At 51.4% G+C, this 21,072-nt stretch carries 11 protein-coding genes, 5 tRNA genes, 1 rRNA gene and 1 pseudogene; 16 read left to right on the plus strand and 2 right to left on the minus strand.

Going from position 1 to position 21,072, the window contains the following annotated elements:
- The 6 genes from DWZ60_RS01290 to DWZ60_RS01315 all read left to right on the plus strand — a co-directional run.
- Positions 1–107, plus strand: a 23S ribosomal RNA gene (locus tag DWZ60_RS01290); the annotation flags it as partial.
- Positions 108–191: 84 nt separating this feature from the next.
- A tRNA-Asn gene (locus DWZ60_RS01295) sits at positions 192–263 on the plus strand.
- Positions 264–317: 54 nt separating this feature from the next.
- Positions 318–389: transfer RNA gene (locus DWZ60_RS01300), tRNA-Glu, on the plus strand.
- A gap of 26 nt (positions 390–415) precedes the next feature.
- A tRNA-Thr gene (locus DWZ60_RS01305) sits at positions 416–488 on the plus strand.
- Positions 489–492: 4 nt separating this feature from the next.
- A tRNA-Ile gene (locus DWZ60_RS01310) sits at positions 493–566 on the plus strand.
- 34 nt (positions 567–600) lie between these two features.
- Positions 601–674: transfer RNA gene (locus DWZ60_RS01315), tRNA-Asp, on the plus strand.
- Positions 675–794: 120 nt separating this feature from the next.
- Here the strand turns inward: DWZ60_RS01315 and DWZ60_RS01320 are convergent.
- Positions 795–1,412: a flavodoxin family protein gene (locus DWZ60_RS01320; RefSeq protein WP_022461984.1), complete on the minus strand. Its 618-nt coding sequence runs from the start codon at positions 1,410–1,412 to the stop codon at positions 795–797.
- 159 nt (positions 1,413–1,571) lie between these two features.
- On the opposite strand from DWZ60_RS01320, the gene DWZ60_RS01325 reads away from it, so the two are divergent.
- On the plus strand, positions 1,572–4,904 hold the full coding sequence (locus DWZ60_RS01325) for an alpha-L-rhamnosidase (protein ID WP_158576260.1): 3,333 nt from the start codon (positions 1,572–1,574) through the stop codon (positions 4,902–4,904).
- A gap of 104 nt (positions 4,905–5,008) precedes the next feature.
- Here DWZ60_RS01325 and DWZ60_RS01330 read toward each other — a convergent pair whose 3' ends face one another.
- The gene (locus DWZ60_RS01330) at positions 5,009–5,383 is read right to left on the minus strand and encodes a metal-dependent transcriptional regulator (protein WP_055221737.1); all 375 of its coding nucleotides are present in this window, start codon (positions 5,381–5,383) and stop codon (positions 5,009–5,011) included.
- Between the two features lie 219 nt (positions 5,384–5,602).
- On the opposite strand from DWZ60_RS01330, the gene DWZ60_RS01335 reads away from it, so the two are divergent.
- From DWZ60_RS01335 to DWZ60_RS01365, 9 genes and pseudogenes are all read left to right on the plus strand, one after another.
- Entirely contained in the window at positions 5,603–6,811 is a 1,209-nt protein-coding gene (locus tag DWZ60_RS01335) for a serine hydrolase domain-containing protein (RefSeq protein ID WP_242856668.1), read from the plus strand.
- 332 nt (positions 6,812–7,143) lie between these two features.
- Entirely contained in the window at positions 7,144–7,371 is a 228-nt protein-coding gene (locus DWZ60_RS01340) for an HPr family phosphocarrier protein (protein ID WP_147326098.1), read from the plus strand.
- 186 nt (positions 7,372–7,557) lie between these two features.
- The gene (locus DWZ60_RS18935; protein WP_330421147.1) at positions 7,558–7,788 is read left to right on the plus strand and encodes a hypothetical protein; all 231 of its coding nucleotides are present in this window, start codon (positions 7,558–7,560) and stop codon (positions 7,786–7,788) included.
- A gap of 17 nt (positions 7,789–7,805) precedes the next feature.
- A complete protein-coding gene (locus tag DWZ60_RS18940) occupies positions 7,806–8,513 on the plus strand; it encodes a hypothetical protein (RefSeq protein ID WP_330421146.1) in 708 nt (235 codons plus the stop codon).
- Positions 8,514–8,590: 77 nt separating this feature from the next.
- Positions 8,591–10,891 carry a 3'-5' exonuclease gene (locus DWZ60_RS01345; protein WP_330422030.1) on the plus strand — a complete coding sequence of 767 codons (2,301 nt, stop codon included), beginning with the start codon at positions 8,591–8,593 and terminating at the stop codon, positions 10,889–10,891.
- 16 nt (positions 10,892–10,907) lie between these two features.
- Entirely contained in the window at positions 10,908–13,097 is a 2,190-nt protein-coding gene (locus DWZ60_RS01350) for a DNA topoisomerase III (RefSeq protein WP_119221148.1), read from the plus strand.
- Between the two features lie 176 nt (positions 13,098–13,273).
- Positions 13,274–15,484, plus strand: coding sequence for a beta-glucosidase BglX (bglX, locus tag DWZ60_RS01355; protein WP_119221149.1), 2,211 nt, complete (start codon positions 13,274–13,276; stop codon positions 15,482–15,484).
- A gap of 24 nt (positions 15,485–15,508) precedes the next feature.
- Positions 15,509–17,758, plus strand: coding sequence for a glycoside hydrolase family 3 protein (locus DWZ60_RS01360; RefSeq protein WP_119221150.1), 2,250 nt, complete (start codon positions 15,509–15,511; stop codon positions 17,756–17,758).
- Positions 17,759–17,851: 93 nt separating this feature from the next.
- Positions 17,852–20,904 (plus strand): annotated as a pseudogene (locus tag DWZ60_RS01365) (glycoside hydrolase family 2 TIM barrel-domain containing protein).
- The last annotated feature ends 168 nt before the right edge of the window (positions 20,905–21,072 follow it).

Raw genomic sequence — 21,072 nt, forward strand, 5'->3', positions numbered from 1 at the left:
TTCGAAAGAAGTAAGACCCCTTGAAGACGACGAGGTAGATAGGGCAGAGGTGGAAGTGCCGTAAGGCATGGAGCTGACTGTTACTAATCGGTCGAGGGCTTGACCTGAATGGTTGTGTTCACAAAAAATGGAATGATAGATGTGTAGTGTATGCGGTTTTGAAGGTATATCAAATATCTTCAATTAAATAATCCTCGATAGCTCAATGGTAGAGCATTCGGCTGTTAACCGAAGGGTTGTTGGTTCGAGCCCAACTCGGGGAGTGAATGCGGCCTGTAAGAGTTTCTTACAGGTCAGTTCTTTCAAAAAGTAAATATGGCTCCGTGGTCAAGCGGTTAAGACATCGCCCTTTCACGGCGGTAACACGGGTTCGATTCCCGTCGGAGTCACTGAATATAAAATATTTGTTATGTATGCCGATGTGGCTCAATTGGCAGAGCAGCTGATTTGTAATCAGCAGGTTATCGGTTCGAGTCCGATCATCGGCTCTTTGGACCTTTAGCTCAGTTGGTTAGAGCAACCGGCTCATAACCGGTCGGTCCCGGGTTCGAGTCCCTGAAGGTCCACTTTAGTTCTATGTTTTATATTCTGTATATGTCTGGCCCGGTGGCTCAGCTGGTTAGAGCGCCGCCCTGTCACGGCGGAGGTCGTCGGTTCGATCCCGATCCGGGTCGCTTTAAAAAGTCTGCGGAAGCAGGCTTTTTTCGTGTATAAAATTTTTTCCAGCTATAAAAGATGCCGTATTCCAGACATAGAAAAAAGTCTGAAAGACGGCATCTTGCTTAACAGATAAATTAACGGATAAAGTTTGTGCCGACGCGCGGTTCCTTTTCCGGAAGACCAAAGGATTCTTTTCCGAGCTGGATGCTCTTCATCAGAAAACTCATATTCCGTGCAAGGGTACGCATGATCTGCAGGCCTTCGAGATCTTGCTGTGCTTCGTCCGCATTATTTCCATGGATACTGTTCCAATACTGGCCGGAAGCAACCGGCATGCCGGAGATGGTGAAGTATTTGTTCAGCTCATCAAAGGTAGCGGAAAGACCGCCGCGGCGTGCAGAGACAACCGAAGCGCCGACTTTCATGGTCTTGTCAAAGTGTGTGCTGTAGAACAGACGGTCAAGAAAAGCAATAAGTGTTGCATTTGCAGATGCATAATAAACCGGACTTCCGACAACAAGGCCGTCAGCCTCTTCAAATTTCGGAGCAACCTCATTTACCATATCGGAAAAAGCACATTTTCCGAGCTTGGAACAGGCACCGCAGGCAACACAGCCGCGGATATCTTTATTTCCGATATGTACGATTTCCGCCTCAATACCATTTTCTGTAAAGACTTTTTCCATTTCGTGCAGGGCAGTATAAGTGCTGCCTTTTGCGTGAGGACTTCCGTTGATTAATAATACTTTCATTTGATGGTACCTCTCTTTCGTAATTTCCTTTATTATAACACCGGAAAAGATGCAAATAAAGACGCTTTTTTGGGCAAAAACTGATCTTAACAGAAATAGCTGCTGGACGGTATAATACAATCAGCAAAGAAGGCAAAACTTGCAATGGGAGGTTACCAAATGAAGATAGAGAGAATTCTGATTGAAGATCAGATGGCACCGATCGGGCTGGATGAGAAAAAACCGGCATTTTCCTGGCTGCTGACGGCAGAAGAAGGAGAACAGAATCTGATGCAGAGCGCATGCCGGATCGTTGTGCGCACCGGAGAAGATACTGTGTGGGACAGCGGAAAAATGGAAACCGGCGTATCAACAGGGATTGGTTATGAAGGAGAAGCACTGCAGCCCTGTACCAAATATGAGGTAAAAGCAGAGGTGTGGGATAACCACGGCGGAAAAGCAGAAGCAGAAAGTTCCTTCGAGACAGGCCTTATGGATTCTTTGTATGCAGCATGGGAGGGAGCTGAGTGGATCGGCGCACCGCATGCGACGGTATGCGCGGAAAACCGCGGTGTTTTTACGATCGAGAGTGAATTTCGGATGGAAGGAGGGAAGGGAGAAGCGGGTATCGTCTTTGGAGCCAATGACTTCCGTCTGAACGATCATACGAAAAATGAGCTTGGCATGGAAGGGGAGAACTATATCCGTTATGCTGTGTGCCTTGAGGATGGAGATGCACGCCTCGAAATTTACCGCGTGGGCCATGCGCCGGAGGATACAGCGGAAAAACCGTTTGCCGTTACAAAACTGGTCAACTGGAAAGAGAAAACACAGGAAATCCTGACACCAGAGAATGCCGATGCCTTTCATAAGCTGACCGTAGAGGTTGACGGCAATGTGGCATACGCCTATGTCGACGGCATTCTCGTGGATGCCATTGAAGAGCATGGATTTTTTGGAACGAAAGTATCAGGCCGCCAGCTGAATCCGAGAGGAAATAACGATGTGCTGCCGTATCCGAGACTGAATGAGATCGGATTTTATGCAGGAAAAGGGACGACAGGATATTTTAAGAATCTGACCGTAAGAAACGTAAGAAAACCATCCGCGGAAATTGTTCGTGAGACGCCGGAAGGACGGCTGGATGGGGGAAAAAGTATCTTTGCGGATCAGATTCCGGTGGAAAACGGATACTTTAAAGTAGAAGACAGCCAGATTACGGCAGATCCGTCCCATCATTCAATTCCAATGCTGCGGTCGTGTATTTCCTGCCAGAAAGAGAAAAAACTGGTATCGGCACGCCTTTATATTACTGCGCGCGGTATCTACGACTGCCGGATCAACGGACAGGAGATCACGGAAGATCTGCTGCGTCCGGGTCTGACACAGTATGACCACAGAATGAACTATCAGACATACGATATCACAGGGCTGATGAAACCGGGCCGAAACGGAATCGGCGTGACGCTGGCATCGGGCTGGTGGAGCGAGGCACAGACCTTTGTGGTGAAGAACTTCAATTACTTTGGAGACAAGGAGAGTCTGCTTGCCAAGGTTGTCATGAAGTACGAGGACGGCAGCCGCGAGGTCTTTGGAACAAATACCGAGGATTGGAAGTATTTCGGAGAAGGTCCTTACCTGTTTTCCAGCTACTTTGCCGGAGAGCAGTACGATGCGCGCCGGGCAGAGGTTTACGAAACTTATTCTCTGCCGGAGTTTGATGACAGCACCTGGGAAAAGCCAGTTGTTGTGGATACCGTCATGATCGAAGAGTTCTGCACGATGCCGGGCTTTGGACGGTCCTGGCCGGCGGTTCATGAGCAGAAGCCGGAATATATCGGTGAGTACGATGCGCCGGTGCGGATTGTGGACCGGAGAACGGCAAAGACGAGAAAAGAGCTGTTCCCGGGTGTGTATCTCTACGATCTGGAACAGGAGATGGCTGGTGTACCGCGGATTACACTGCATGAGAAGGCGGGCACAAAGATCATCATCCGCTATGCGGAGGTGCTTTATCCGGAACTGCCGGAGTATGCCGGAAAAGAAGGCACGATGATGCTGGAAAATTACCGGGATGCGACGAGTACGGATGTTTATATCTGCCGCGGCGGGGAAGAGGTGTTCCAGCCGAAGTTTACCTTCCACGGCTACCGCTATATTGAGATCAGCGGTGTGGAGCATGCGCCGGAGCTGGAAGAAGTAGAGAGTCTTCAGTATTCTTCTGTGACGGAATTCCATGGAAGCCTTACGAGTAGCCATAAACTGCTGAACCGGTTTGCCGAGAATGTTTCCTGGTCACAGAAATGCAACTTTATCAACATTCCGACCGACTGCCCGCAGAGAAATGAGCGCATGGGCTGGGCGGGCGATACGCATATTTTCTGCCATACGGCGCTCAACAACAGCAGCCTGAAGAAATTCTATGAGCGGAACCTGCAGGCGATGTGTGATCTGCAGACACCGGAAGGCCAGTACCCGGAGATTGCACCGGTGGGCGGCGGATTCGGCGGCATTACGTATGAGTGTGCGAGTATTTTTATGGCGTGGGAACTGTATGAGCAGTATGGGGATATCCGCACACTGGAGAAATTTTATCCTGGCATGCAGAAATATATGGACTATATGAAGGATAAGGGTCTGCCGGGAACGAAGGTAAATCCGGCGATCGGACCGCTTGGCGACTGGCTGGCACCGGAAGAGACGGATCTGCTGCTTTTATGGAATGCATTCTATTATAAAGAAGCCGATCTGATGAGCCGGATTGCCGGTGCGCTCGGAAGAACAGAGGAGCAGCATCAGTATGAGGCGCTTGCTGCGAAGGTGAAGAAATTCTGGAATGAGACATTTGTACTTCCGGATTCCGGAAAGACCTGCAATGCGGACGGAACGCTGTGTGATACGCAGTGCTCGTATGCAATTGCACTGTCTTATGGTGTGGCAGAAGACAGAAAGAGAATAGGAGAGCATCTGATCCGAAAGACGAGAGCGATCGGCCATACGGTCGGAACGGGATTCTTTGGAACGGGTATTCTGAACCAGATGCTGACCGAGCAGGGCGCTGCGGAGGATGCCTGGAAGATGATGCTGCAGACGGCATTCCCGTCGTGGCTGTATCCGGTGACCCAGGGAGCGACGACGATCTGGGAGCACTGGGATTCCTACACGAAGGAAAAAGGCTTCGGCGGACAGAATGCGATGAACTCGTTCAATCATTATTCTCTCGGAAGCGTTCTTTCCTGGCTGTATCACACGGGACTTGGTATCCAGAGAGACGAGACAAAACCGGGTTATCAGCACATTCTGCTGAAACCGCAGCCGGGCCCGCTCGAGTTTATGAAAGGTTCCGTAGACAGCCCGTACGGCGTGATTTCTGCCGGATGGGAGCGGAAAGGTGACAAAATAGAGTATCAGGTTACGATTCCGGTCAATACAACGGCAACCCTGTTTAAAAACACGCAGGATCCGGCGGATACCGTGGAACTGGGAAGCGGAACGTATACTTTTATGCTGTAAAAAGAAAACCCGAAAGGCTCCGGCAAAGAAATGGGAGACTTTCGGGCGGAAAGAGAAACGCTGTCGGAGAGAAGAGAACTCCGGCAGCGTTTTCTTTGTCATGTTTATTTTTCGGCAGTCATGTGCAGATGACGTTTGATCGCTTCAAAGCTTTCCTGGCTGATGACATGCTCGATGCGGCAGGCATCTTCCGTGGCGGTCTGCTCATCAACACCAAGGCTCATCAGGCCGCGGGAGAGGAGCTGGTGGCGCTCATAGATCATCTCTGCGATCGCGCGTCCGCTGTCGGTCAGGTAGATGTAGCCTTCCGGTGTTACGCGGATCTGCTCTTTTTCTCTTAAGTTTTTCATGGCAACGCTGACACTTGATTTTTTAAAGCCAAGTTCTTCTGCAATATCAACACCGCGTACAACGGGTTTTTTCTGACTTAAGACTAAAATGGTTTCCAAATAATTTTCTGCGGATTCGTTCGTTTTCAGCAAGATGTTCACCTCGTTTTTCTAAATAGCTGAAGATTCATAAATATATATACATATAGAATAGCATATTTTTCAGAATAGGGCAATGATGGTTTTTGATGGTTTTTCTTAATTTCAGAAAAGTTGTAAGATTTCAGAAAAAAGACAATGAGGATAGAAGAAGAAAAGCAAGATAAAAGATGACAGGGGGCAAAAAGAGAGGTAAAATAGGAAAAAACAATGAAATTTAGATGGAGGTTAGAGCATACCATGGAACAGGTGATAAAGAAAAGACTGCAGCAGGTGATGGATGCGTCCGTTGCAAAAGGAGAGACACCGGGCTGTCTTCTGATGGTGATCAAAGACGGAGAGGAGCAGGTTTATCTGGAGAGCGGATATGCGGATATCGAAGCAAAAAAGCCGGTTTCCCGCGATAATATTTTCCGTCTCTACTCCATGAGCAAGCCGATTACCGCGACGGCCATGATGATTCTGGTAGAGCGCGGAATCGTCGATCTGGCGGATCCGGTCAGCAAGTATCTGCCGGGCTTCCGGAACCCGGTTGTATGTACAGCGGATGGGAAGATAGAAAAAGCGGAGCGGGAGATCCTTCTGGAGGATATTATGAATATGACATCCGGGCTGACGTACGGCGGAACGGATGAGACGGGACGGCAGACCGATGCACTTTTTCAGGAGGTGATCCACGGACTTAAGGAAGAAAACGGCGGAACGATCAGTACAGTAGAATTTGCAAACCGTCTTGGAAAAGTCCCGCTTCTGTATCAGCCGGGCCAGTCCTGGAGTTATGGAACGTCGGCGGATGTCGTAGGTGCGGTGATTGAGGTGGCAAGCGGCATGCGCTTTGGGGATTTTCTGAAAAAAGAAATTTTCGAGCCGCTCGGCATGAACGATACCGATTTCTGGGTTCCGGCAGAAAAGCAGGATCGTCTGGCGAAGGTGTATGACTGCAGGGAGGGACAGCCGTCCGTCCGTTATCTGGACAATAACCTTGGCATTCAGAACGATATGGCGTACCGCCCGGCATATGAGGCAGGCGGAGCAGGCCTTGCATCTACCATCGACGATTATGCGAAATTTACGCAGATGCTGCTGAACGGCGGCACCTACAACGGTGTACAGATTCTCCGTCCGGCGACGGTAAAATTTCTGGGAGGCCACACATTAAGCGCGGTACAGCAGGCAGGCTTTGATAACTGGATCGGTCTGGAAGGATTTTCCTACGGAAATCTGATGCGTGTTCTGGTAGATCCGACGCGTGCGGTAACGCTGGGAAGCAAGGGTGAGTTCGGCTGGGACGGCTGGCTTGGATGCTACATGGAAGTCGTGCCGGAGCAGAATATGACATTTCTGATGATGACCCAGAAAAAAGATGCCGGAACGTACACCCTGTCCCGGAAGATCCGAAATATTATTTTCAGCGAATAACTTTTCATGAGAGTGATTCTCAAGTAAGGCCTTCCGGCCCGTCAGATCAGACGAAAAAAGTGCCGGAAAAGAAACAACTTAACGAATCAGACGGAATATATGAGCAAATTGCTGTAAAACTACGTCGAATTTTGTCTAAAACAGATATTTGCAGTGAGACAGATGTATGCTATTTTAGTGTCAGTCGAAAATGAAGGCGATTTCATTACTACTTTCAGAAAAAACAGCAAAAAAGGGATATCGTGTAAGCTTTTGACCGATTTTGAAGGAAATAAAAGAAAGAATTCAAAATCATGAAAAAAAGACCCAAAAGCAGAAAGGATGCAGAAAATATGATTTCGTTACCGTTAAAGTTTGATGAAGTAGAGAGTGTAGAAGAATTTGTAAATATGGTGAAACGTCTGGATTACGACGTTGACGTAAAAATAGGACGATGCGTCTTTGATGCGAAATCCCTGATGAGTGTCCTGATGATCGCCGGAAACCCGGATGCGGTTGTGGAAGCCCATACGAACGATATCGAAGCATTTAAAAAGAAATTTAAGGATTACCTTCAGTAAGAAAAAAAGTCGGAAAGGCACTGTGTGTAAGATGCATGGTGTCTTTTTTGATGCACGAAAAAGCGGGTGAAGTATCTTGCCGGGGAGACGTGTGCATGGTAAAATAAAGTCTATTGGGATGGAAATAAGAGAATCAAAAGAACGGGCTGATGTAGAAGAAGTTTTTCGTAAAAAAGGAGGTACAAAGTGGAAGAAGAGAAACTGGAAAGAAGCATCAGAAAATCAGAGATTCCCGGACTTACGAGGGAAGAGGAGGAAGCACAGCTTGCGAAGGTGATCGGGATTGCCGAGCAGAATCTGGAACAGGCGAAGGCGGATATCCGGCTGGCGAATGAGGATCTGGCGGATCTGATGGAGACGTACGACGCAAAAGAGGCGGAAGCCTGGCGCTCTGGAACAACGCGACGGCGAAGCTGAATGCGTACCAGCACGGCATGGCGCGGCTGGAAAAAGCGAGAAAGAAGCCGTATTTCGGGCGGATTGATTTTCAGGATCCGCGGCTTTCGTTTTTAGAGTCCTATTACATCGGGCGCGTCGGCATTTCCGATGAGAAGGCGGAACCGGTTGTGCTGGACTGGCGGGCGCCGATTTCCTCCGTCTATTATGAGAACAGCACCGGGCCGTGCAGCTATACGGTGAGTTCAGAGGGTACTTTTTCGATTGATCTGAAAAGAAAGCGGACGTATGAGATTGAAAATGACCATCTGAAAGACTTTTTTGATTCTGATGTGGTAGCGAACGATGAGCTGCTGACAAAGTATCTGGCGAAGAACAAAAAAGCGGTGCTCGGTGAGATCATTGCGACGATCCAGCAGGAGCAGAACCTCATTATCCGCAGATCCCCGAAGACGAATCTGATCGTACAGGGCGTGGCTGGCTCCGGAAAGACGACGGTGGCGATGCACCGGATTTCGTACATCCTCTATAATTACGAGGAGGACTTCCGGCCGGAGGATTTCTATATCATTGGAAGCAACCGTATTCTGCTGAACTACATTACCAGCGTTCTGCCGGAACTCGATGTATACGGCATCCGTCAGATGACGATGGAGCAGCTTTTCATCCGGCTTCTGTATGAGGACTGGGACGAAGAAAAGTACATGGTACACACCATCGACGCGCGGATGAGAAAAACAGCATAAAGGGCGGAAGCGGCTGGTTTTTCGATCTGGAAAATTTCTGCCGTACGTACGAGGCAGAGCAGATTCCGCGGGAGCCGTTGCGGCTGGAAAAAACGGGAACATTGCTTCTGAACGCCGAGTATATTGATAACTATTGCAGGGAGCAGTCCACACTTTCCATGGAAGGAAAGATGTGCATGCTGAACGAGATCCTGCTGGCAAAATTTGAGAACGAGGTTTCGGGAAAAGAAGTGACGTTTCCGGCGCGCGAAAAAAAGGCGCTGAAGCGGAAATACGAGAAATATTTTGGAGATGGAAAATGGCGGGGATCCATTTTTGATCTCTATTTACAGTTTCTGGAGCAGCAGGCGGAGAAAGGAAAAGCGGTGGAAGTGCCGGAAAACTCCTTTGATGTCTATGATCTGGCGGCGCTGGCATACCTCTATAAGCGGATCAAGGAAAACGATCCCGTGCGCGAGGCGAGCCATGTGGTCATCGACGAGGCGCAGGATTTCGGGATGATGGCTTACCAGGTGCTTCATTACTGTCTGCGTGACTGTACGTATACCATTATGGGAGATACGTCGCAGAATATCCATTTTTCCTACGGCCTGAACGACTGGGAGGAGTTGAAAAAGCTGATTCTGACCGGCACGTACGATGCGTTCGGCGTTCTGCGGAAGAGTTACCGGAATACGGTGGAGATCTCCGATTTTGCAAACGAGATTCTGCGGCATGGGGACTTTGCGATCTATCCGGTGGAGCCGGTGCTGCGGCACGGAACGGCGGTGCGGAAAGAAGCATTTGACGATGAAGCGGCGCTGCTCGCCGCGGGTGTTCAGACAATCAAGACATGGCAGGCGCAGGGATATGAGACGATTGCCGTTGTATGCCGGGATGAGGCAGAAGCGGCGGATACGGCGCGGAAGCTGAAACAATACGTGCCGGTTGTGGAGGAGGATCTCGAGACGGCAGAGTTCGGCGAGGGCGTGATGGTGCTCCCGGTGGCATATACGAAAGGTCTTGAGTTCGATGCGGTGCTGCTTCTTGATCCGACGGAAGAAAAATATCCTGAAAATGACGGGCAGGTGAAGCTGCTTTACGTGGCGGCGACGCGGGCACTGCATGAGCTGGCGGTGCTGTATACAGGAGAACTGACGGGAATCCTTGCCAAAGAAGCGCCGAAGGGCCGTCACAATCAGGAATTTGCCATGGAGACGCTGACGAAGGCGAAGGAGTATGAGAAGGTTTCGCTGACGCAAAAAGAGACGCGTGAGGAGAACCGCGCGATCGGCATCCAGGAGATGGACGAGCGGAACAGCCATGGACCGAAACGGATTGTGATCAAGCCGGAGCAGAGGCCGGGAATGGCGCTTGGAAATACAAGCACGACCGGAACAGCGGTGATGGCAAAAGGCAGTACGGCAACGCGGAGGGCTGCGGTAGAAACGGGAGAAGAAATTGCCGCAAAGACAATGCAGCAGCGTGCACCGGAAGGGGTGTCATCTATTTTTGCTGGTGCGGCTTATCATGGAAAGGCAGGCGGCAAAGCGCCGGGAAGCAGACGGAGTGCAGGAACACAGGCAGGAATGCAATATGGAGCGGGCACGGCCGGAGTGCAGAGTGCAAAAAGACCGGGCGGAGCAGGTATGGTACCAGGAGAAGCCGAGAAGACGGAGCGCCTGAATACCTCACCTTACGCTTTCGGTGCAATCCCGGAAAACGAGCTGCTGCGCATCAAGGGCCATTCGAAGATCAAGTGTGCGGTGAAATGGGCAAAGAAAGGAAAATCGGCGGTTGAGATTGCCAGCATGTACGGCATCTTACGCATCACCCCGATCACGCCGGAGGTGATCCGTATCAGTTTCGTAAAGGGTGTGACCGCAAAAGTGCAGGATACGTACTGGAAGCCGAAGGCAGATACCGCGTTTCCGTGGAGTGCGAAAGAATCGAAGACAGCGGTTCTGGTGGAGACGGAAAAGCTGCGCGTCATGGTAGAAAAAAAGGACGGCGCGGTGCAGTTCCTGACGCCGGACAACAAACCAATCCTTTCCGAGAAGCGTGACGAGCCGCGCATGATCGACGGCGGCATGACATGGACGTTCTTCGGCTGGAGCGGTTCCGAAAAGCTGAAAGCAAAAGGCATTCTTTCGACCGAGTGGCTGGATCTGACCGCGAAGGCGCGCTACGTCTCTTTTGGCGGAAAGCAGGCGCGGATGCCGCTGCTTGTTTCGAACCGCGGCTACGGCATTGCGGCCGCCGCGTCCCGGACGGCACTGCTGTGCAATGTACGGACGTTTGGAACGTATCTTCACACCGCAGGGGACGGACAGATTGATTATTACTTCATTCTCGGAAAAGACCGGGAGGAAATTGTAAAACAGTATAAAGAGCTATAAAAGGAGCAGACATTTTATGAAAACTCTGGTAATTGCAGAAAAACCATCCGTGGCACGCGATATTGCACGCGTGCTCGGATGTGCGAAAAAAGAAAACGGAGCACTGGAAGGAAACCAGTACATTGTGACCTGGGCGCTCGGCCACCTCGTGACCTTAAAAGATCCGGAAGACTATGACAAAAAGTATAAGGAATGGAATATGGCAGTTCTGCCGATGATGCCGGAAAAACTGCAGACCAAGGTCATTCCGCAGACGGGAAAACAGTACCATGCGGTGACGACACAGCTTGCGCGGAAGGACGTGAATGAGATTGTCATTGCAACCGATGCCGGACGCGAGGGTGAGCTGGTGGCGCGGTGGATTCTCGACAAAGCACATAACCAGAAGCCGTGTAAGCGTCTCTGGATTTCCTCTGTGACGGACAAGGCGATCCGTGAGGGTTTTGCCAATCTGAAGGATGCGAAAGAGTACGACAATCTCTACCGCGCTGCCGTTTCCCGTGCCGAGGCGGACTGGCTCGTCGGCATCAATGCGACGCGGGCGCTGACCTGTAAATACAATGCACAGCTTTCCTGCGGCCGTGTGCAGACGCCGACACTTGCCATGATCGCACAGCGCGAGCAGGAAATCCGTGAATTTGTCCCGAAACCGTATTACACGGTGACGGCCGCGGCGGGCGGTGTGGTCTACACCTGGAAAGATGAAAAATCGGGCGGTACAAGAATCTCTGATCCGGAAAAGGCAAAGCAGCTCGCAGAGAAGGCAAAACGGTATCCGCTTGTCTTACAGAACGTAGAAAAGAAGAAAAAGCAGAAAGAAGCGCCATTGCTCTACGATCTGACGGAGCTGCAGCGCGATGCGAGCGCACGGTTCGGCTATTCGGCAAAACAGACGCTGAATCTGATGCAGAGCCTCTATGAGACCCATAAAGTCCTTACGTATCCGCGGACAGATTCACGGTATCTGACGAAAGATATTGTGCCGACGTTAAAAGAGCGGCTGGATGCGGTCAGCATCGGCCCGTACAAAGCACTGGCCCAGCAGGCGAAGCGCAGTCCGCTGAACGGAAAGCTCTCCTTTGTCAATGATGCGAAGGTTTCCGATCACCATGCCATTATCCCGACGGAGCAGTACGTGCAGTTATCCGCACTCTCGAACGAGGAGCGCCGCATTTATGATCTTGTTGTGCGCCGTTTTCTTGCAGTACTGCTGCCGCCGTGTGTATATGAAGAGACGGTGATCCAGGCTTCCATCGAAAAGGAATGCTTTACGGCGCGCGGAAAGCGCATGGTCGAGAAAGGCTGGCAGGAGGCGTACGAGGATAACCGGTACGACGAAGAGGATGAGGCGAAAGAAGAGGTGCGGGAGCAGAATCTGCCGCTTCTGGAGGCAGGCATGAAGATCGGGCAGCCGAAGATCAGTCTCCGCGAAGGAAAGACAAAACCTCCGGCACGCTTCACGGAAGGCACGCTGCTCTCCGCGATGGAAAATCCGGTCCGCTACATGGAAAACCGCGACAGCAGCCTGGTAAAAACGATCGGTGAGGCGGGCGGCCTTGGAACGGTTGCGACCCGTGCGGATATCATCGAGAAGCTGTTCCGCAGCTTTCTGATGGAGAAAAAAGGCAATGAGATCTATCTGACCTCGAAAGCACGCCAGCTTCTGAAGCTGGTTCCGGCGGATTTGAAAAAGCCGGAGCTGACGGCAAGCTGGGAGATGCAGTTAAACGACATTGCAAAGGGAAAGAAGCGGCGCGATGTGTTTATGAAGGAGATCCGCAGCTACACGGTGGAACTGATCGATGAGATCAAGACGGAAGAGGGAACGTTCCGCCACGACAACCTGACGAACAAGAAGTGCCCGAACTGCGGAAAACGGCTGCTTGCGGTGAATGGAAAGAACGCAAAACTGCTCGTCTGCCAGGACAGAGAGTGCGGCTACCGCGAGACGGTTTCCCGCACGACGAATGCGAGATGCCCGGTCTGCCATAAGCGCATGGAGATGATCGGAAAGGGCGAGGATGCGACGTTTGTCTGCGCCTGCGGCCACAAAGAGCGCATGACAAAATTCCAAGAGCGCCGCAAAAAAGAGGGCGGCGGCGTGACGAAGCGCGATGTGGCAGCTTATATGAAGAAACAGAAAAAAGAGGCAGAAGAGCCGGTGAACAATGCGTTTGCCGCGGCATTAAAAGGAATTAAATTATAAAAAAGGGAGCGAGTTCTGCCGAAAATCAAAAAACGGCGGAACCCGCTTTTTTTGTTAAAATCGTTGAGGAAAAGGTCAAAAAAAGTGATTGTTTTATGCAGAGTTATGCCGTAAAATAGAAACAAATGATATAAGAAACAGGAAAATTCTGAAAATAACAACAGGGAGGTTTTTCAATGAAACAGACAGATTTGGAAAAGCTGCTGGCGGATATGTCGCTGAAAGAGAAAGTAGATCAGATGCTTCAGTTAAGCGGAGCATTTTACCTCGGGGATGAAAACAGCGTCCTGACCGGCCCGGCAAATGACATGGGAATCGGAAAAGAGGACCTGGAGATGGCCGGTTCCATTCTCGGTGCAGCCGGTGCCGATACGATGAAAAAACTGCAGGATGACTACATGGCAAAACAGCCGCATCACATCCCGATGCTGTTCATGATGGATGTCATTCACGGCATGAAGACCATTTTCCCGGCGCCGCTGGCGCAGGGAGCCACTTTTGATCCGGAGCTCTCCGGCGAGTGCGCGTCTGCAGCCGCAAAAGAAGCATCCGCGGCCGGACTTCACGTTACCTTTTCTCCGATGGTTGACCTTGTGCGCGATGCGAGATGGGGCCGCGTTGTGGAATCCACAGGCGAAGATCCGTACCTGAACAGCCGCTTTTCCGAGGCGATCGTAAAAGGCTTCCAGGGCGATGATTTAAAAACACCGGGAAAAGTTGCCTCCTGCATCAAACACTTTGCAGGCTACGGCGGAGCAGTCGCAGGAAGAGATTACAACACCGTAGAGCTCTCAGAGCATACCTTCCGTGAATTCTATCTTCCGGCATACAAAGCAGGCATTGATGCGGGCGCAGCGATGGTGATGACATCATTCAACACGATCAACGGCGTTCCGGCGAGCACCAACAAATGGCTGATGCGCGATATCCTGCGCGGCGAGATGGGATTTGACGGCGTGCTGATTTCTGACTTTGCAGCCATTCTGGAAACCGTTGCCCACAGAAGCTCGAAAGATGCCGCCGATGCAGCGAAAAAAGCGCTGGAGGCAGGCGTGGATATTGATATGATGACATCCGTTTACGCCGCAAACCTCTGCCGTCTCGTAGAAGAAGGTGAAGTGGACGAGCATCTGATTGACGAGTGCTGCCTGCGGATTCTGGAGCTGAAAAACAAACTGGGACTGTTTGAAAATCCATATAAAGATGCGGATGCCGAGAAAGAGAAAGCATACAACCTCTGCCCGGAGCACCGTGCACTGGCGAAAAAAGCAGCGGAGGAATCCTTCGTCCTGCTGAAAAACGACGGCGTACTGCCGCTCGACACTTCGAAAAAGATTGCATTTGTCGGCCCGTATACCAACAATCATGAAATCAAGAGCAGCTGGTCCTTCACCGGCGACAGCAAGGACTGCGTGACGATTCAGGAAGCAGCCGAGAAAGTCTTCGACGCATCACGCACCACGTATGCGGAAGGATGCCCGGTTATCGGAAACGATGTGGAGCTGATCGGATTTACCGAGACGACACCGAAAAAATACAGTGAGGAAGAGCTTGCTGCCATGGAGCAGAGCGCACTACAGGCAGCAAAAGAGGCCGATCTCGTGGTAATGCCGATGGGTGAGCATTATCTGCAGAGCGGCGAGGCGACCAGCCGTGCCATGATCGATGTGCCGGAAATCCAGATGGAGCTGTTCCACAAAGTGCTGGCCGTCAACCCGAATGTGGTTGTCGTTCTGTTCAACGGCCGCCCGCTGGATCTGCGGGAAATCAGCGTTAAAGCAAAAGCCATTCTCGAGGTATGGTTCCCGGGAACCGAGGGCGGAAGCGCTGTTGTGGATGTCCTGACCGGAAAGAAAAATCCGTCCGGCCATCTGCCGATGAGCTTCCCGTACTGCGTGGGCCAGGCACCGGTCAGCTACAACGAGTATTCCACCGGAAGACCGAATCTGCCGGGCATGAAAGAGCGGTTCCGCTCCAAATATCTTGACATTCCGAATGCACCGCTGTATCCGTTCGGCTATGGTCTTTCCTACACGACATTTGCCATTTCGGATGTCGTGCTTGACCAGAACGAGATGGATAAGAATGGCAGAATTGCAGCAAAAGTAACCGTGAAGAATACCGGTGATGCTGCAGGCTGCGAGGTTGTTCAGCTGTACATCCGCGATGATTATTCCGATGTGGTTCGTCCGGTGAAAGAGCTGAAAGGTTTCCGGAAAGTAGAGCTTGCCCCGGGTGAGGAGCAGGAGGTTACGTTCTATATTACCGAAGAGGATCTGTGCTACTACCGGCTCGACGGAACCTTCGGCAGCGAGCCGGGTACCTTTACGGTGATGATCGGCAACAGCAGCACGACGGAAAATAGTGTGGTATTTACTTTAAAATAAATTGGGAAAAGAAAGGTGAAACTTATGGAGAAAACAACGAAAAACGGAATCCACCGGATCCGCCAGGAGGGCGGAAAAACGATCGCCTGGGCAGAGGAGTCCGGAGTTAAGGTACTGGAAAAAGATGGGTATTACTTTAAAGACCTGGCAAAAACCGGCGAACTGCTGCCGTATGAGAACTGGCGCCTCTCCGATGAGGAGAGAGCCGCAGACCTTGCGGGCCGTCTTTCCATCGAGGAGATCGCTGGCCTTATGCTGTACTCACCGCACCAGGCCGTACCGCCGATGCCGGGCGGTCCGTTCCAGGGAACGTTTGACGGAAAAACGTATCTGGAATCCGGCAAAGAACCGTATGCGATTTCAGATCAGCAGAAAGAATTTCTGGAGGACGAGCACATCCGCCATATCCTGCTGACGAACGTGGAAAGCCCGGAGATTTCCGCAAAATGGAGCAATGAGCTGCAGAAACGGGCAGAGACACTGCCGTATGGTATTCCGATCAACCTCTCCTCTGATCCGCGGAATGGAGCAAAGGATTCCGGCGCAGAGTTCAAGAGCGGCGGAAGCGAGATCAGCAAATGGCCAGAGGGTGTCGGCTTTGCAGCATGCTTTGACCCGGAAGTAGCCGGACAGTTTGCAAAGGATGCCTCCCGTGAATACCGGGCACTCGGCATCACAACGGCACTCGGACCGCAGATCGACCTCTGCACCGAGCCGAGATGGATGCGCTTTGTCGATACGTTAGGCGAAGAAGTGGAGATGTCCAAAAAGCTTACCAAAGCGTACTGTGACGGTATGCAGACAACGGAAGGGGAAGCAGACGGCTGGGGAAAAGACAGCGTCAACACGATGGTCAAACACTGGCCGGGCGGCGGCACCGGAGAGGCCGGACGCGATGCACACTATGCATTCGGACAGTTTGCCATTTATCCGACCGGAAATTTTGAGGAGCATTTAAAACCGTTTACCGAGGCAGCCTTCCACCTGGACGGACCGACCGACTGCGCATCCGCGGTTATGCCGTACTACACCGTATCCTACGGCGTGGACAAGAAAAACGGCAAGAACGTCGGAAACTCCTACAGCGAGTACCTGATCAAGGATCTGCTGCGCGGAAAATATGAATTTAAAGGCATTGTCTGCACCGACTGGGGCATTACCCAGGATCCGGAGAAGACGATTGAGGGATTTGGAAGCCGCTGCTACGGCGTGCAGGATATGACCGAGGCAGAACGGTGTCTGCTGGCGATCACAAACGGCGTTGACCAGTTCGGCGGAAACAGCGAGTCCGGTCCGATTGTCGAGGCATATAAGATCGGCTGTGAGAAATACGGCGAGAAAGCGATGCGTGAGCGCATGGAGCTGTCCGCCAAACGTCTTCTGATCAACATTTTCCACTGCGGCTTGTTTGAGGACCCGTATCTTGATCCGGAAGAATCCGCAAAGATTGTAGGATGCGAAGAGTTCTGCCGCCATGGCTATGAGGCACAGCAGAAATCCATCGTCCTGCTGAAAAACAGTGCGAAACGTGCACCGGAAGGACAGAAGGGTGTGCTACCGCTGAAGAAAGGTTTGAAGGTTTATATTCCGGAGAGAAAGATCGGACCGTCCAAAGCGTTCTTCCGCATCGATCTGCCGGCAAAAACCGAAGATCCGCTGCCGGATGGACTGCCGTCCAAGTACGGTACACGCGTGGCATCACCGGAGGAGGCCGATGTGGCGCTGGTATTTATCGAAAGCCCGGCATGCAACCCGTATTCCACCGAAGATCTTGCGAACGGCGGCAACGGCTATCTGCCGATTACACTGCAGTACCGCCCGTATACGGCGAAAAAAGCGCGTGAGGTGAGCATTGCCGGCGGTGATTTCCGCGAGAATTTCACGAATCGCAGCTATCTTGGAAAGACAAACACTGCCTACAACGAGGCTGATCTCGACAATATTCTCGAATGCCGCCGCGCGATGGGCGACAAGCCGGTGATCGTCTGCGCAACCGTCAACAACCCGATGGTGATGCATGAATTTGAAGCCGAAGCCGATGCGATCGTCGCAGAGTTCGGTGTTTCGAGAGCCGCTGTGCTCGACGTTGTCTTCGGCGGTTACAACCCGACCGGCCGTCTGCCGATCCAGATGCCGAAGGATATGGATGCGGTTGAGGAGCAGAGCGAGGACCGTGCGTTGGATATGGAAACCTATATTGACAGCGAAGGACATAACTATGACTACGGTTATGGCATGAATTACGAAGGCGTTCTTCCTGCATGGAAAAAGTAAAAGAATAACAGAAAACCTGATCGGCACCGGGACCGCGTGTGTTTCGGTGCGATATTGGAAACAAAAGACAGAATAAGGAGGACTTAAAAAGAGATGATTGTTCCAAAATATTTCGAAGATTTCGATCACCTGCATGTGAATACCATGCCGAACCGTGCCTACTACATTCCGGCATCCCGCCGCATGGAGGATCTGGTGGAGAACCGGGAGGCGTCGGACCGCTTTTTCCTGCTTTCCGGCGACTGGAAATTCCGCTATTTTACCAGTGTTTACGATGTAAAAGAGGAGTTTTTCGCAGAAGGATACGACACTTCTGCATTCGAGACGATTCCGGTGCCGTCCGTCTGGCAGAATTATGGCCATGACCACCATCAGTATACGAACGTCCGCTACCCGTTCCCGGTGGATCCGCCGTATGTGCCGTATGAGAACCCGTGCGGTGCGTACGTGAGAACGTTCGAGTGGAAAAAACAGGAGGAAGCACCGAGGGCATTCCTGAATTTTGAGGGCGTGGATTCCTGTTTCTACGTGTGGATGAACGGCAGCTTCGTCGGCTACAGCCAGGTGTCTCATTCTACGAGTGAATTTGATGTAACAGACTTCTTAAAAGATGGCACCAACATCATCGCCGTACTGGTGCTGAAATGGTGCGATGGAAGCTATCTCGAGGATCAGGACAAATTCCGCATGAGCGGCATTTTCCGCGATGTCTATCTGCTTGCAAGACCAGAAAAAGGCATCCGCGATTACTTTGTAAAGGCAGCGCCGGACGCATCGTACCAGAATGGAGAAGTTTCGATTGCGATTACCTGGAATGACGGGGAACCGCAGGAAGGAACGGCAAAGCTGTTTGATGCAGAAAATCATCTTGTGGCAGAGGCAGCGTTTGGCGGCGATACGGTTCAGATGCATGTAAAAGATGCACATCTGTGGAATGCCGAGGAGCCGTATCTGTATACGCTGGTGCTGGAGACGGCGGGTGAGGTGATCACGGATCATGTCGGCATCCGTGAGATCCACGCGAAGGACGGTGTGCTGTACCTGAACGGCGTGAAGATCAAATTCCACGGAACAAACCGCCACGACAGCGATCCGGTGACGGGATTTGCAATCAGCCTTGCACAGATCAAAAAAGATCTGAAGGTAATGAAAGAGCACAACATCAATGCGATCCGGACCAGCCATTACCCGAATGCGCCGTACTGTTATCAGCTTTATGACCGTCTCGGTTTTTATGTCATCGATGAGGCGGACAATGAGAGCCACGGCACAGAGGCAATTTATGCGGATTACACGAGCTGGGAAGAGTATGCGAAGAACTGGAATAAACTAATTGCGAACAATCCGGTATTTACCGAGGCAACCGTAGACCGCACACAGCGTTGCGTAGAGCGCGATAAAAACCGCCCGAGCGTTGTCATCTGGTCGATGGGAAATGAGTGCGCATACGGCTGTACCTTCGAGGCGGCCTTAAAGTGGACGAAGGAATTTGATCCGACGCGTCTGACGCACTATGAGTCGGCACGGTATGTGGATGATCCGAAGAAATACGATTACAGCAACCTCGACCTCTACAGCCGCATGTATCCATCACTCGAGGAGATCAAAAAAGAGCTGGTGGAGTACGGGGATAAGCCGTATATCATGTGCGAATACTGCCATGCGATGGGCAACGGCCCGGGAGATCTTGAAGACTACTTTGAACTGATCCACAGCGAGGAGAAGATGTGCGGCGGCTTTATCTGGGAGTGGTGCGACCACGCGATTGATATGGGAAAAACGATCGAGGGAAAGAAGATGTACGCGTACGGCGGCGACCACAACGAGTATCCGCACGACGGCAACTTCTGCATGGACGGACTTGTTTATCCGGACCGCACACCGCATACGGGACTGATGGAATTTAAAAACGTGTATCGTCCTGTGCGCGTGACGGGATATGATGCCGAAAAGGGTACACTGACCATCAAAAACTATATGAATTTTGTGAATCTGAAAGATTACGCTGTGCTCGGCTATGCGGTGCTTGTGGACGGCGAAGTGACGGAGAGCGGCAAGATTACAGATGAAGCACTGCTGGAGCTTGCGGCAGGCTGTGAGAAGACGATTCCGCTTGCCATTTCCGTGCCGGAGCAGGGAAAATGTGCGCTGAAGATTACCTGGTATCAGAAACAGGCCACTGAGGTGCTGCCGGAGCAGTTCGAACTGGGATTTGAAGAAGTTCCGGTGAAAACGAAAGACAATCAGAACCAGAAGGCAAAAGAGATGATGAAGCGCCCGGAGGGAACGGCTTCGTTTGGATGGAAAGAGGACGATCATTATCTGACGGTATCGACGGAACAGTTCAGCTATACCTATAATAAGTTCACCGGCCTGTTCGAGAAAATGTGCTATGCCAACCAGAATCTGCTCGACCGTCCGATGGAGCTGAACATCTGGCGTGCGCCGACAGACAATGACCGCAATATCAAGAATACCTGGATGCGTGCGCAGTATGACCGCACCGTGACGCGGGCGTATGAGACAACGGCAAAAGAAGAAAACGGCTGCGTGGAGATCGAGACAAGCTATTCGATTTCGTCTCCGGCTCTGCAGCGGATCCTTGCAGGTGTGATCAAATGGACAATTTACAGCGACGGAACGACCGATGTCCATGTAGAAGCAAAGAAAGACCCGGTATTCCCGGTTCTGCCGCGTTTTGGCCTGCGCCTGTTCCTGCCGAAATCGTTTGCAAAACTGACCTACTGCGGTCTCGGTCCGGTGGAGAGCTACGTGGATAAGCACCAGGCAAGCTATCACAGCGTTTTCCACAGCACACCGGCAGAACAGCAGGAAGACTATATCCGCCCGCAGGAGAACGGCAGCCACTACGACTGCGATTATGCAAGTCTTGCCAGTGATCGTGCGGTATTGACGGCAGTGGGCGAGAAAACCTTCTCATTCCAGGCATCTATTTACACGCAGGAGGAGCTGACCGCGAAAGCCCACAACTATGAGCTTCGGCCGTGCGGAAGCACTGTTTCTGCATCGACTACCGCCAGGCCGGGATCGGATCGGCAAGCTGCGGACCGATGCTGCTGGAAAAATATCAGCTGAAAGAAACCGAAATCAGCTTCGATGTGCGGCTGAAACCGGAACTTCTGTAAAGTGTAGAATTTGAAAAATAAGAAAAGCGCTGTGCCCTCTCTCTGAAAGGTGAGGGAACGGCGCCTTTTTATATGATGTACAAAAAAAGTCTTGATAAACCTATTGAATTGCTATGAATATAGGATTATAATGAACGAAATTATAATTCAAATCCAATCCAGGTGATT

The organism is Blautia sp. AF34-10, from assembly GCF_003477865.1.
In the GTDB taxonomy this organism is placed as follows: domain Bacteria; phylum Bacillota; class Clostridia; order Lachnospirales; family Lachnospiraceae; genus Fusicatenibacter; species Fusicatenibacter saccharivorans.

Coding starts and splice junctions, on each gene's coding strand:
- DWZ60_RS01320 (WP_022461984.1), bottom strand. CDS start 1,412: ATGAAAGTATTATTAATCAACGGAAGTCCTCACGCAAAAGGCAGCACT.
- DWZ60_RS01325 (WP_158576260.1), top strand. CDS start 1,572: ATGAAGATAGAGAGAATTCTGATTGAAGATCAGATGGCACCGATCGGG.
- DWZ60_RS01335 (WP_242856668.1), top strand. CDS start 5,603: ATGAAATTTAGATGGAGGTTAGAGCATACCATGGAACAGGTGATAAAG.
- DWZ60_RS01340 (WP_147326098.1), top strand. CDS start 7,144: ATGATTTCGTTACCGTTAAAGTTTGATGAAGTAGAGAGTGTAGAAGAA.
- DWZ60_RS18940 (WP_330421146.1), top strand. CDS start 7,806: ATGGCGCGGCTGGAAAAAGCGAGAAAGAAGCCGTATTTCGGGCGGATT.
- DWZ60_RS01350 (WP_119221148.1), top strand. CDS start 10,908: ATGAAAACTCTGGTAATTGCAGAAAAACCATCCGTGGCACGCGATATT.
- bglX (WP_119221149.1), top strand. CDS start 13,274: ATGAAACAGACAGATTTGGAAAAGCTGCTGGCGGATATGTCGCTGAAA.
- DWZ60_RS01360 (WP_119221150.1), top strand. CDS start 15,509: ATGGAGAAAACAACGAAAAACGGAATCCACCGGATCCGCCAGGAGGGC.